Source organism: Flavobacterium flevense (assembly GCF_900142775.1).
Lineage (GTDB): Bacteria > Bacteroidota > Bacteroidia > Flavobacteriales > Flavobacteriaceae > Flavobacterium > Flavobacterium flevense.
The window spans coordinates 356,099-369,742 of the sequence record NZ_FRCC01000003.1 but is presented as its reverse complement, the minus strand read 5'-3'; the positions used below and the strand labels follow the sequence as shown (position 1 = coordinate 369,742).

Here is a 13,644-nt window from a genome sequence, read left to right as displayed (position 1 = left end):
TGAAAAATAATATGGATAATTTAGTCATTAAAACCAATAATAGAGCTATAAATGGCATAATACATCGAATATAAAAACGGGAATGTAAAAAATAGTCCAATAAAAAAAATGAAAAATCCGGTAATACAGAATAAGTAAGCAATCATTAAAAGACCCAAAAGAAGTAAAGGTTGCTTTAATGTCAGAACAATACTGGTATTTATGGATTCGACAGCACTAAAATTACTAAAAATGATTAAAGGAACGGATAGTATTGTCAACAAACCAATACTAATTGAAGCAAGCATTCCTAATACCGGAATTCCCGATGCTTCCATTATAAATGTAATTCCCGTGTTAAAAATAGAAATGATAAACGTGGCGCTAAAAAGTTCCTTAAAATAAGACCATTTGTAATATGAAAAGATTGTTGCAACATGAAATTCTTCATCTTTTTGTGCGCAATGTGCCATTTTAATAAATCCGGCAAAAACAGGGCGTATAAAACAGCCTAACAAAGTCATGCTAATGATGTAAGCCGTTATAAATTCATCGGAAAAGTTTTTAGGATCTAAATTTTCAGGATTTTGTATTAGTTCCTGAAAATTAGCTAAACCATAAGTATAATGAATGATTGTTGCTGCTATAATTAAAAATAATGCAGTACCAACTAAAAACAAGGAGCCTGCATAAATGGCAATTTTTTTATAATTTTCAAAAGCAAGATTAAAAACAGTTTCTAAAGTTAAAGGATAGCCGTTTTTTTTTAAGTCCTGAATTTGTTCTCTATTTGATTTCATGTTAGGGTAAGAATAGTTAATTGTATTTTAAAGTAAGATTTTTATTTTTTGTATACCAAATTACACTGCATTCCAGATCACCTCTTTAGGAACAGGAGCAACAATGCTTACAGTTTCTTTAGTAACAGGATGTATAAAAACTAGTTTTCGGGCATGCAAATGGATTCCGCCATCAGGGTTACTGCGGTCAAATCCATATTTCAAATCGCCCTTAATAGGACTGCCAATAGCGGAAAGTTGTGCTCTTATTTGATGATGTCTGCCTGTATGCAGGTTAATTTCTAAAGCAAAATAATTATTGAGTTCCTTGATGATTTTATAATCCAGACTCGCCATTTTGCTATCAGGAACTTCTTTCAGGTGTGCTTTTGAAGTATTATTTTTCTCGTTTCTCTTAATGTAATGAACCAGTTTTGCTTCCTTTTCCGAAGGTTTATTTTTTACAACAGCCCAATAGGTTTTTTGAGTTTCTCTGTTTTTAAATAAATCGTTAAGCCGGGTTAAGGCTTTACTGGTTCTGGCAAAAACTACAATTCCGGTTGTTGGTCTGTCCAGACGATGAACAACTCCCAAAAAAACTTCCCCGGGTTTGTTGTATTTGTCTTTGATGTATTCTTTTACCACTTCACTCAGCGGTTTATCGCCTGTTTTATCGCCCTGAACAATATCGCCCACACGCTTGTTGATGACAATGATATGATTGTCTTCATGTAAAACCTGAAGGTTGTTTTTATTTGAAAGTTCTTTCATGAATGGCTTTAATTAGAATACAAAAATAACGGTTTTACTAAAATGATTAGGGAGAGGTAAAAAGAAAATGCCCGAAATAAATTTTCTTTGTTTCATCAGGAATTCTGATAAAGCCAAATGCTATTTCGGGCATTTTATTGCTAAATGTAAGGAGTTGAAAAACTTAGCTATTGTAATTAATACTGCTCTTTTTCGTTAGGAAAATCTTTAGACTTTACATCATCAACATATTGACTAATGGCTGAAGTCATTCCTTCATAAAGATTCATATAACGTCTTAAAAATCGCGGGCTAAATTCATTATTCATACCCAGCATATCGTGAATAACCAATACTTGTCCGTCCACACCGGAACCGGCTCCAATGCCTATTACAGGAATAGAAATGCTTTCTGCAATTTGTTGGGCTAATTTGGCAGGAATTTTTTCTAAAACTAAAGAGAAACAACCTATTTTTTCTAATAATTTGGCATCTTCAATAAGTTTTAAGGCTTCTTCTTCCTCTTTAGCTCTTACGGTGTAAGTTCCAAATTTATAAATAGATTGCGGGGTTAAACCCAAATGTCCCATTACCGGAATTCCGGCATTCAATATTTTTTTGATGGATTCTTTTATTTCTTTTCCTCCTTCTAATTTTACTGCATGACCACCGCTTTCTTTCATGATTCTGATAGCTGAACGTAAAGCTTCTTTTGGGTCTGATTGATAACTCCCAAAAGGTAAATCAACCACTACTAAAGCTCTGTCAGCTCCTCTCACTACTGATGAAGCGTGATAAATCATTTGGTCTAAAGTAATAGGCAAAGTAGTTTCGTGTCCAGCCATGACATTAGAAGCCGAATCTCCCACTAGTATCACATCGATTCCGGCAGAATCAACAATTTTAGCCATCGTATAATCATAAGCTGTCAACATGGAGATTTTTTCTCCGTGGGCTTTCATGTCAATTAATGACTTTGTTGTAATTTTTTTATAGTCTTTTTTTGCTGTTGACATAGTCGTAGTTTTAGGAGCTGTAAAAGTAGTAAAACAATTTTGTATGAAATGTAGAAAAATGAAAATGCTTTCTTAACTATCCCGTTTATCATTAAAAGGTCTCAATTTCAATAATTGATATACAATAAATATTAAAACTCTGCTACTGTTTTTTTATTTTCTAACCAGGCTATCATGTTTAAAACAAGGTAGTTCCAGTTTTGAAATCCTTTGTTTAATAATGGTTCTCCGGTTTCAGGTTCATAATATTCATGTAAAGCGCCATTTTTTTGGAAGTCTTTTCCAAACATTTTTATTGTTTTTTCAGCTAATTCAGAGGCTTCTTTTTTATAGCCATATTTTTCTAATCCTTTAAAAACCATATAGTTTGAAATTCCCCAGACAGGTCCTCTCCAGTTAGATGGATTGGCACTGGCTCTTAAACTGTACATTTTTTCCATTTTTGACAGCGTTCTCACTCCGGATGCAGCATTAAATGTTTTTGTATTTGAATAATGTTCTTTTACCATTCTGTCTGCTTGTTCAGGAGTGGCAATTCCTGCCCATAAGGCTAAAAAGCCAGACCAAACTCCAATGCGCTGAATCAGACAATCATAATCTCTGGGATAGCCGCTATGTATGATAAACGATCGCCCTAAAGTAGTATCCTGATGATTGTCTATGGGTTTTAAATTTAAATCTACACTGTAAAAGAAACCATCGCGTTCATCCCAACAGTTTTTTTGGATGGCAGCTTTTAGAGCTAAAGCATCATTAGCAAATTCCGCACCTATAGCAGATTGATTTAATTGTTTAGCAAGGTAAACCATAGCCTCCAGTTCTTTATACATCAAACAATTTAAATAAATGGAAGCCGAACTCTTTTCAGGTCTGAAAAAGGTTGCAGGATCATTATCAACACCAATAGCTACATCGTTTTGCCAATAATAAAGTCCGGTTGCCTGATTCCTGTGATGGGATTTATAATTATTGACAAAAGCCTGAAGGTGATAAAATTTTTCCCGAAGCCACTCAGCATCTCCATCATTGGTTTGGGTAATAAAAGCAGCATGCTGTGCTAAAACGGGTTTATGCATATTTACATTATAAATGTTTTCAGGGCGAATATCCCGAGGTTTTGAATCTTCCCAAATAACGATAGGCAAGTATCCATCCCAATCACCATAATGTAAAAAGTTAAGTACACAACCTTGTTCGTACTTTATAGCTTCTTGTTTGTCTTTTTGAGAACCTATGTCACTTAGAATTTGTCGCAGTGCAATATTGCTTAGCCATGAATCCCAGTCCCATAATACATTATCATACTGGTTACTGCCCGGAGTTAGAAAAGGATAAACCAGGGAACCACCACCTTTACGGTACATTCCTTTATAATCCTTATAAATATTAGATTTTATTATAGAAATATAATCGGATACCGCATCTTTTTCCTGGCTTTGAGCCGAAAAAAAGTTGATCAGAATTGCTAATATCAATAAAATGTTTTTTTGGATCATAATTACATTTTTAAAGTTGATGATTACTATAGAAGATTTTACATTTTTATTCCATTCCACATTTTTCCTGAAGCCATTGCATCGCTTTGTCATTGGTTTCACCAAATCGCCAATGCCCGGAAATAGGAGTGATTACTATTTCTTTTGTCGCTTTAATCGAATTAAATGCTCCAAGGACAGAAGTAGGAGAGCAGGTATTGTCATTATAACCAGTAGAATAAAATCCCGGAACAGTGATTTTTTTAGCAAAATTCACTACGTCATAATACTCCATAGTTTTTGTTTTTTCGACAATATTGTTTTGGTTTTTATCCCTAAACATCGAAGGCCAACCTCCGGCACGGTTATGTAAATATCCGGTATTATCACTTAATGCAGGATAAAATGAAGCAATATAATTCACTCTTTTATCAATTCCCGCAGTCACAATTGTCAAAGCACCGCCCTGACTTCCGCCGGTTACCACTACATTTTTCCTGTCAAATTCAGGAAGACTTGTCAGGAAATCTATGGCACGAACACAACCTAAATAGACACTTTTGTAATAATAATTGTTTTTGTCTTCAAGATCGATTGTGGGATATGAGCTAAGTTCTTTGTGCATTTTTTGGAAATCAGTTTCAGAAATTTCAGGAGATACACCATGAATTTCGGTTGTAAAACTGATGAAACCCTGATCGGCAAAGGAAGTAATGGGAACTATTTTTTTTACTCCTGCACCCGGTGGATTAAATAAAACAGGGTGTTTTTTATTGTCTTTGGGTTTACTCAGATAACCGTAAAAGTACTGTCCTGATTTATAATTTTGCAACCTAACCAAATAAACAGCAACTGTAGCAGTTGATAATTCCGGTTTAGGAGTGACTACTGCATCCATGGGGATGGCATTATTTTCGGCAATAGCTTTTTCCCAGAAAACATCAAAATCTTCCGGTAAACTTACAGTTGGTTTAATTTCAAAAGGTGCATAGGCTGCTTTGATTTCATTTTTATAAGTATAACCATCAATTTTTGTTTGTACTTTTAATTGGCGAAAGCCGGGAATATCCATTGTGCTCATGTTGATTTTACCAATTCCATTTTCCAGTTTTAAAATTCCTTTTTTTTCCGGAGCTAATTGTTCCGGACCGTATTGGTATTCAATTTCTACATTTTCAACAGGCGAACCGTATCTGAGAACACTAATTTTTACGGAAGCTTCTTCATTGAGTTTGTAATTCCAGTCGGAATGATTAGCGGTCAGGATAATTTCAACTAACTTAACTGGGGCAGGAGTATTTTGGGCTTTTAAACTTATTGTTGCCAGTCCAAATAATAAGAGACAGGAGAATAGTTTCATAATTGATGGGGTTAAAAATGTCAAAGGGTATAATGATTTAAATTATACCCTTTGGTGGTTAGAATAGCTATGAGTACCGTAATTATTTAATTACCTTATTGTTAACAATAACGTTTTTAAGAGTTAAGCCTTTAATAATACTTTTGTCTATAGCATCATTTTTAGCTTCTACTTTTAAATTTTCAAAAGTAAAGTTGGTTAATTTGTCATACTCTGTAACTTTCATATCATAGAAAACATCGCATTTTAAATCAATATTTCTTAAAGTAATATGATCAGAATAAGATAGTGGCGCTTCTTTTCGACCTTTTAAATCAAAAAACTGAGTCCACGGCTTTACATAAATCAAACTATAGGCATATCCGGTAATGTTTTCTACAGTAATATACTCATAATTTTGTGGGGTATCCGGACGCATCTTTAACCATAATAATCGTTTAGCATCGTTTACCTTACAATTACGCATTAAGATATTTTTGTTATGAATGGCTTCACTACCACTTGTTAAAGCAGCGTGACAAAACCCAAATTCACAGTCCTCAATAATAATATTCTGATTGCCGCCATTGCTGAAATCTTTATCAGCCCAAGGCCCTTTTCCGCCTTTTAATGCAATAGCATCATCATTTACAGCCATATAGCAACCTTTAATTAACATATTAGTGCATACATCAATATCAATAGCATCTGTACTAGGCGCTTTTACTGGTTCGTGTGGAGAAAAAATATGTAAATCAAGTATTTTCACATTGTTACACTGGTAGTAATGACTTGTCCAAAAACCGGAATTATGTAATTTAACATCCTGAACCTGAACGTTATCACATTTCCAGATAAAAACTAAACGCGGTCTGGAAACTTCCAGGTTTGTACATTGTGGATTTTCTTTTCTTCGTTGCCAGAAAGCTTCCCAGAATTTTAATCCGTTTCCATCGATAGTTCCTTTTCCGGTAATAGTAAAACCGTTAATTCCATAAGCATTTACTAAAGCAGTAAAATATTCAATGCTTTGTCCTTCAATACGCGAAGGCATTTTTGGATAATCATTGATGTTGTCAGAACCTTTTAAAACCGCTCCTTCAGATACATGCAAATGAGTATTTGGCTTAAAAAATAAAGCACCACTCATAAATGTTCCTTTCGGAATTACTACAACTCCGCCGCCATTTTTGTAAGCTTCGTCAATAGTGTTTTGAATAGCAGCTGTTTGTATTATAGTGCTGTCATTTTTAGCACCATAATCAGTAACTGAATAAAATTTACCTAAATCGGCCGGGTTAATTTTTGTTGCATCTAAAAACCAATCCGGAATTTTAGTTCCGTCAGGAAAAAGATCTTTATTGTTTTTTTGCGAAAATGTTTTTGGAGTAATTGCTAATAAGGCAAGAATGAATAAACAGATTTTTTTCATTTTTCTTAATAAAAGTTAATAAAGCTTAGAGTCCACAAAAAGAATGCCTTTTTAATCTTTAATTTAGTAAAGGCATTAATTTTTTGGAATTAACGAAGATAAGAAAATGATAAGCAAATAATCATCCTGTATTTAGGGCAGGATAGTATATTGATCACAATCAGACAGAAATTTTCAGGATTTTAAAACTTAATTAACCCATTGGGTGTAATTTACTAGAAACGTCTGTTCGAGTGTTTTTTGTGGAGTCCCGACACTTCGGGACGAAATAAAAAATGTATCGAGAACCGTTTTTAATATTTTTTAATCACCGATTAAAATGATTAAAAAGATTAAAAAGATTAATCTAGGCTAATCTTTTTAATCTTTGACACATTATAAGAGATCTAAAAAAATCTTTTTTTGCTAAGCTTTGTTTTTTACAAAACGAATTAAAGCATAAATTGCAGTTAAAACACCAATTGAAATAATAGTTCCAATGATCTCATTTTGAGATAAATTCGATAAAAAATAAAGAATAATTGCAATAGATAAAACAGGTACCGTTAAACCACCCGGAATAGTAAATTCATCAGGTTTGGCTTTTTGAGTGTACCTCAATTTAATTACAGCCAGAACAACACCCAGATAAACAATTAAAATAGAACTACTTGCAATAACCACTAAACTTTCAAAACTTCCGGTGACAGCTATCAGAAATCCTATCAAAGCATATACAATAATAGACAGGTAAGGAGTAGCAAATGAAGGATGAATTTTAGCCAAAGCCGGAACAGGAATCACTTTGTCACGAGCCAGAGCATAGAGGGTTCTTGGATTATTCAGGATATCACCGCTTAGAAAACCAAACATGGAAATAGCAGCTCCTACGGTAAGAATTATAAAACCTACAGGGCCAAAAACAACATTCGCGGTCGAAGCGAGCGGAGTTGCGGTAAACTGAGGCAGCTGGTTTCCTAAAACGCCCTGAGCCACCGTCTGAATCAGCATATAAAGAATAACAATGGCTGTAATACTAATAAAAATAGCCCGGGGAATAGTGCGTTTTGGATTAATCACTTCACCTGAAACGACTATTCCGGATTCACAGCCCTGAAATGCAAAAAATAAAACGAGCGAAGTTTTTCCTAATTGCTGTATGCTGGGAAAACTTTCGATAGATAAATTAGCAACAGAAACAGCTTCCCAACCAAAAATCACTAATAATAAAAGCGGAATTAATTTGGCAACCGTATTCATTTTAACCAAACCTATTCCTTGTTTTACACCAATGACATTAACAAGGGCTAAACCAAAGAAAACGAGCATTAAAAATAATAAGCGTACCGTTGTTTCCTGAAAAATAGGATGGGTGGAACCTAAAACATTGACTAAAGCATTAGATACCGCAGCATCAGCAAGAAGTGTTCCTGTTACGGTAAAAATACCCGCCAGGAATCCTGCATAAGGACCAAAAGCGGTTTCAATATACGAATAAACGCCTCCGGTTTGAGTTACTTTACTCGATGCTTCGGCAAAACAAAGCATGATAAGCGCCATTAAAATTCCACAAAAGATATAGGCTATAATACTGGAAGCTCCCATAGAAGCAGCAACAATGGCGGGTAAAGCAAAAATTCCAGCACCAATGATAACATTCATAATATTGGCCGATAAACCAAATACACCAATGGTTCGTTTTAATTCTTCTTCCGGGTTTATCATCTTTTTTTATTTGTAAAAAGACTCAAAGCCTTTTCTATTTAAAAACGAAGTTATGGAAAATAATTTTTTTAGCAACAAAAGAATTCAAAATCGGATGAAAAATCAAGATTTTGGTAAAAACGCTGAAAAAAACTTTAGGTTTTCGAGCTTTTATAAAATCATATTGTGAATTTAGCAATAGAAAAAAGAACGTGTATGTGATTCTGAAATACTGATTTTAGTATTATCCGGTAGTTTATTCGGTTGGGAATTTAGTGATGTCCATATAAAAAATTTCCCAAGTGTGTCCGTCTAAATCCTCAATAGTTCGTTGTTGCATAAAACCATAATCTTTCATTTCTGTTGGTTCCACGCCACCAGCTGCAAGCCCGCTATCTACAATTTTGTTTACTTCGTCAACGCTATCTACCGCTAATGCGAATAGTCCGGCTAATTTTGTTTTTGTATCTGCAATAGGTTTAGTTGCAAAAGATTTAAATTTTTCATGAGACAAAATCATCACAAAAATATTCTCGCTCCAAACCATACATTTTCCCTGATCATCTGAAAATTGAGGGTTATTAGTAAAACCTAATGCTGCATAAAAATCCATTGATTTTTGGAGATCATTAACCGCTAAATTGATAAATACTTGTTTTGCCATTTTATTTTGTTTTTTGAATTATAAATTAATTTATGCATCCGGAATATTTGGTTTCACTAAACTTTTAGTTTCAAATTATTTTTTTTCTGTTTCCTAAAATATAAAGCCTGCTAATTTTTAAAAATTAAACCTGCTTTTGCTAATTCTTCTTTTAATGTTGGAATAGAAGCTGGCCCCAATCCATGGAATTTCAGAATTTCTTTTTCACTATACTTTGCAAGTTCTTCTAATGTTTTTATTTCATTATTTTCCAATGCTCGTCTTGCGGGAGCTGAAAGTTTTAAAAGAAAATCGCTTTCAGGCTGTCGTTCGCTTTCGCAAATGGGACAAACAGGACAATCACTACTTTTATAGTACTGATGACCGCGTTCACAAGTTCTTAGCGTTCTTAGTGTATTCATTTTTAAATAATTTTGTAGATTATTTGGGATCAAACTCTATTATCCATTCAATACCAAATTTATCTCTGAACATTCCAAAATAAGATTCCCAAGGACTGTCACTAATAGGAATTTCAATATTTCCTCCGGCCGATAGTCCGTTAAACAGTTGGTCAGCTTCTTCGCGACTTTCAGTGCTGACAGCTATTTTAGACCTGTTTTCGTTTTCATTAACCGGTCCCATACTTTCCGGAACATCATTGCCCATTAGAACATTTTCACCTATAGGCAAAGCAATGTGCATGATCTTATTAGTATCCTTTTCAGCTATTGGAAATTCAGAACTTACAAGATCTTTAAGACGTATTATTCTGGTAAACTCTCCACCAAATACTGATTTGTAAAAATTAAATGCCTCTTCGGCATTACCGTTAAAATTAATGTGCGGATTGATAAGTGCCATAGTTCAAATATTTTGTTAGTCCAAACTTAATACTTAATCCTCACCTAAATAAGGCATATCGTGTCAAAAGAAAGGTAAATTGCGTCAAGAGTTTTTTCCGGCTATTACAGCTCTAAATTAGGCAAAACAAATGATTTAGTATTGGGATGTAATCGTATCCATAAGCCCGGATTGGTATTCAATTGCTGAGCTGCTTCCTCTTTATCAGCACTTAACGGTGTGTTCAGTACGTTAGCATACGTTTTAATTTTAGCAGGAGCAGAGTCGGCATCAACTACCGACTGCACAATTTTTTTAGCCTGTAAAATCGCAGCCGGTCCCAAAGTCAGGATATATTGAGCAGAACGGCATTCTTTTTCATCACGTTCATTTACCAGACTTCCGCCTGCTTTAAACTTACTGATATGGTGTTCTAAAATACTACTGGATATTGGGATTATCCCAGCAATATGATGGTGTTGTGCTCCAGAAAAAGGTTTGATATAAGCCAGGTGCGATGCTTGATTTTCTTCAGGTCCATGACCAATAAAAAAGATATCCAAACCACCTAGTTCTTCCAGTTTAGTCAAATAGGTTATAAGTGCCAACTCGATATCTTCTGTATCGGTTCGCATAGGTGTAAAGCTTTTTATTTTTTTGAAAAAAGCATCCCCTAAAATACGTTCAAAATCCCTGACAAAACTAAAACTATTATCCATGCTCAAAGGAGCAAGTGCATCCTGAGTAAACACATTTAGCCTGCCTAGAAGCTCATCCTGTTGTGATGATTGAGCCAACTCTCCCAGTAAACGGTGTAACTCCTGAGCACCTCTGCCCCCCAAAAGAGCAATATTAATATCCCCATTTTTTGATTTTGCAGTGCTGTAAAGTTCCTGTAGCATGGCCTGACCTACTTCGGCTTCACTATTCAGGACAGTGGGTTGTACACCATAATCCGTAAAGTTAAATGCTTGTTCGTGCTGTTGAGACAACCAGATGTTATTATTGTCTTCATATCTTGTAAATGGGGACTTTGTGTTCATTGTGATTATTGTTTATTCTGATGTATTATTAATTTGTCCAGTGATGGGAAATGTTTTTTTGGATGAACGAAAATACAAAAAAGGCGCTTCTTCTCAATCCAAATTCTGTAAGAGAAAGCTTTTTAGTAAATGTTTTGTCCTTATTTACATGGATTTTAGCTGCTAGCTATTTTATTTCGAATAGTTTTATAGTATAGTCAAACAGTTCCGGTCCTCCAACTTCTCCGTGCCCGGGAATCACAATTCTGGCTTTGGGATACTTATTTTTAATTTTAACAACTGTTGCAGACCATTCATTTGTGTTTGCATCTTCCAAATTTCCTTTGCTAGCTCCAACCTCTTTAAACAAGCAACCTCCAAAAATCGCATTGTCTTCAGGAAAATATCCGATAATATTGTCTTTAGTATGTCCTTCTCCAAAATACCGGGCATATACTTTTTTGTTTCCAGCATTAAGGGTGAGGCTATCAACAAATTCTACTACAGGTTTGGTGAAAACTTGATTGTTACTTTCCATTAAATCCTTTGTTTTGATAGTAATGTATGTTGGGATATTATGATCTTCAAATTTTAGAATTCCACCAACACAATCTTTGTGAAAGTGAGTTGGGATAAGTGCTATTATTTTACTTTTTAATTGGTTGTTTGTAAAATTTATAAGTTCTTCCGAACTTTTTTCTTCGGCTGGTGTGTCAAAGACAATTCCTTCATTTTTATTTACCACCAGCATTCCATTGCAAGGTACTTTACCAAAAGTCTTAGTATCTAAGTAAGAAATATGCACGTAAATATGTTTTGATAATTTTTTAATGATTAAATTATCGGTTTGGTAAACTATTAAACTGTCTTTTGAAGGAATACTGTCTTCTTTACTGTTTGTTTGATTTAATTTGTTTTTACTGTGTTTTGAAGATTCGATACAGGAAACGAAACTCAAATTTATAAGAATGGAAAATAGTAATAAATATTTTTGCATAAGATTATTTTTACTTAGTTACTGCTGATGTTATTTTTTTATATTAGTGCTAACGTTCTGGGACTAAAGTAGGTTTGGAACTAAATTAAACCATTATTAGGATTTGACAAATAATTCAAGTATAAACCAACTTCCCATTAAGAAAATTGTCCAAATTCGTTGTAGTTGTTAAGCCGTTTATTTAATGCATATTATGTTTTATTAGTAGTTTTAGACTTTAGCAAGATGAATTGAATTAATAAAATAAAAGAGGCTTTAGCCAAATCTTAATTCTAATTGATTTCGTAAAAAAATTAAATAGGTGTAAATCGGATTTACCTGTGGGATCTATTTCAATTACAATTGCAATAACAAGCTTTGAGAGATGATTTAATGATTAATTTGGTTCGTAATTATTTAATAATGTATTCTGATTTGTATTACAAACGATCTACCTGATTATTCGTTTTTTCTACATCTTTTACCCGTATCAAAATTATAAATCCAGATATTGCTGTTAATAATCCAATGGCAACTATTGAAATCTCAATACTAAAACTATCGGCAATCAGACCTGTTAACAGGGCACCAAAGGCATATCCTAAATCTCTCCAAAATCGGAATGTTCCTAAACTTTCGGCTCTTTGCATTGGATGTACGTAGTCAGCAATAGCATTAATAAAAGTAGGATAAACCAATGCGGTTCCAAGTCCTAATGAAATTCCAATCACTATAAAATGGATTTCAGTTTTTGCATAAGCTATGATAATTATGGCAATAGCTTGTAGAAGCATTCCATAAAACAATAATAATCTTTTTGAATACAGGTCTGAAAGTTTTCCTGTAAAAAGTTGACTAATACCCCAAACAGTTGGGTAAACAGCAGTTAAAAATCCAATTTGAGACAAAGTGAAATTTTTAGAAAGTAGTAGCAAAGGCAATAAACCCCAAGTCATTCCATCGTTTAAATTGTTTACTAAACCTGCCTGTGTAATGGCACTTAAAGATTTATGTTTATATGTAGTATTAGCAAAAATATTTTTTAATAAAGGAATATTGCTTTGTATGCTTTCGGTTTCAACATGTCCTTTAGAATCTTTCAAAAAGAAAAAAGTTAGTAAAATTCCCAGCGTCGAAAATATAATTCCTAAATAAAAAGGATAAGGTCTAATGCCGTACTTGTTTGCAATATAACCGGTTAAAAAAGCCACGACACCTACAGATAAGTAACCTGCAAACTCATTAATGCCAACAGCCAGACCTCTTTTTTTATTTCCTACTAAATCAATTTTCATAATCACTGCCATACTCCAGGTTAATCCCTGATTTAGTCCTAAAAGAATATTGGCAAAAATTATCCAATTCCAATGATTTGCATAAATTAAAATAAACGGAACAGGTAAAGCAAAGAACCACCCAATGAGCATTAGTTTTTTTCTGCCAACTGTATTTGCCCATTTTCCTGTAAAATAATTACATATAGCCTTTGTGATTCCAAATGCTATAATGAACGAAAGTATAGCGGACTTTGATGCTAAACCAAATTCTTTTTCGGCTAATTGAGGTAAAACATTTCGTTCTAAACCAATCATCCCACCTACAAAAGCATTAATGACAACCAATAAAGTAAACTGTTGCCAATTTTCTTTGAGTCCTAATTTTTTTTCCATGCTGTATCAAGAGATGTAAATGAATCTTACTAATTAG

General features: G+C 33.8%; 13 protein-coding genes. All 13 read right to left on the bottom strand.

All coding sequences use genetic code 11. The features are described from left to right. Nucleotides 1-20: 20 nt before the first annotated feature. Nucleotides 21-779, bottom strand: a complete 759-nt coding sequence (locus BUB89_RS07655; RefSeq protein WP_073243648.1) for a hypothetical protein — start codon at nucleotides 777-779, stop codon at nucleotides 21-23. A 60-nt stretch (nucleotides 780-839) separates the two neighbouring features. Beyond that, nucleotides 840-1,529: an RluA family pseudouridine synthase gene (locus tag BUB89_RS07650; protein ID WP_073243646.1), complete on the bottom strand. Its 690-nt coding sequence runs from the start codon at nucleotides 1,527-1,529 to the stop codon at nucleotides 840-842. Nucleotides 1,530-1,705: 176 nt separating this feature from the next. Continuing rightward, the gene (gene panB, locus BUB89_RS07645) at nucleotides 1,706-2,524 is read right to left on the bottom strand and encodes a 3-methyl-2-oxobutanoate hydroxymethyltransferase (RefSeq protein WP_073243644.1); all 819 of its coding nucleotides are present in this window, start codon (nucleotides 2,522-2,524) and stop codon (nucleotides 1,706-1,708) included. Nucleotides 2,525-2,655: 131 nt separating this feature from the next. Further along, nucleotides 2,656-4,020: an MGH1-like glycoside hydrolase domain-containing protein gene (locus BUB89_RS07640; protein WP_174799728.1), complete on the bottom strand. Its 1,365-nt coding sequence runs from the start codon at nucleotides 4,018-4,020 to the stop codon at nucleotides 2,656-2,658. Between the two features lie 46 nt (nucleotides 4,021-4,066). After that, the gene (locus BUB89_RS07635) at nucleotides 4,067-5,359 is read right to left on the bottom strand and encodes an acetylxylan esterase (RefSeq protein ID WP_073243643.1); all 1,293 of its coding nucleotides are present in this window, start codon (nucleotides 5,357-5,359) and stop codon (nucleotides 4,067-4,069) included. A gap of 82 nt (nucleotides 5,360-5,441) precedes the next feature. Next, on the bottom strand, nucleotides 5,442-6,770 hold the full coding sequence (locus BUB89_RS07630) for a rhamnogalacturonidase (RefSeq protein WP_073243641.1): 1,329 nt from the start codon (nucleotides 6,768-6,770) through the stop codon (nucleotides 5,442-5,444). A 405-nt stretch (nucleotides 6,771-7,175) separates the two neighbouring features. Next, nucleotides 7,176-8,474: an APC family permease gene (locus BUB89_RS07625; RefSeq protein ID WP_073243639.1), complete on the bottom strand. Its 1,299-nt coding sequence runs from the start codon at nucleotides 8,472-8,474 to the stop codon at nucleotides 7,176-7,178. Nucleotides 8,475-8,709: 235 nt separating this feature from the next. Further along, nucleotides 8,710-9,117, bottom strand: a complete 408-nt coding sequence (locus BUB89_RS07620; RefSeq protein WP_073243637.1) for a VOC family protein — start codon at nucleotides 9,115-9,117, stop codon at nucleotides 8,710-8,712. A 110-nt stretch (nucleotides 9,118-9,227) separates the two neighbouring features. Next, nucleotides 9,228-9,518, bottom strand: a complete 291-nt coding sequence (locus tag BUB89_RS07615) for an RNA polymerase alpha subunit C-terminal domain-containing protein (protein WP_073243635.1) — start codon at nucleotides 9,516-9,518, stop codon at nucleotides 9,228-9,230. A 19-nt stretch (nucleotides 9,519-9,537) separates the two neighbouring features. Next, on the bottom strand, nucleotides 9,538-9,960 hold the full coding sequence (locus BUB89_RS07610; protein ID WP_073243633.1) for a VOC family protein: 423 nt from the start codon (nucleotides 9,958-9,960) through the stop codon (nucleotides 9,538-9,540). Nucleotides 9,961-10,064: 104 nt separating this feature from the next. Then, nucleotides 10,065-10,982, bottom strand: a complete 918-nt coding sequence (locus BUB89_RS07605) for a 6-phosphogluconolactonase (RefSeq protein WP_073243631.1) — start codon at nucleotides 10,980-10,982, stop codon at nucleotides 10,065-10,067. A 166-nt stretch (nucleotides 10,983-11,148) separates the two neighbouring features. Beyond that, nucleotides 11,149-11,958: a subclass B1 metallo-beta-lactamase gene (gene bla / locus BUB89_RS07600; RefSeq protein ID WP_073243629.1), complete on the bottom strand. Its 810-nt coding sequence runs from the start codon at nucleotides 11,956-11,958 to the stop codon at nucleotides 11,149-11,151. A 419-nt stretch (nucleotides 11,959-12,377) separates the two neighbouring features. Beyond that, the gene (locus BUB89_RS07595; RefSeq protein ID WP_073243627.1) at nucleotides 12,378-13,607 is read right to left on the bottom strand and encodes an MFS transporter; all 1,230 of its coding nucleotides are present in this window, start codon (nucleotides 13,605-13,607) and stop codon (nucleotides 12,378-12,380) included. Nucleotides 13,608-13,644: the final 37 nt, after the last annotated feature.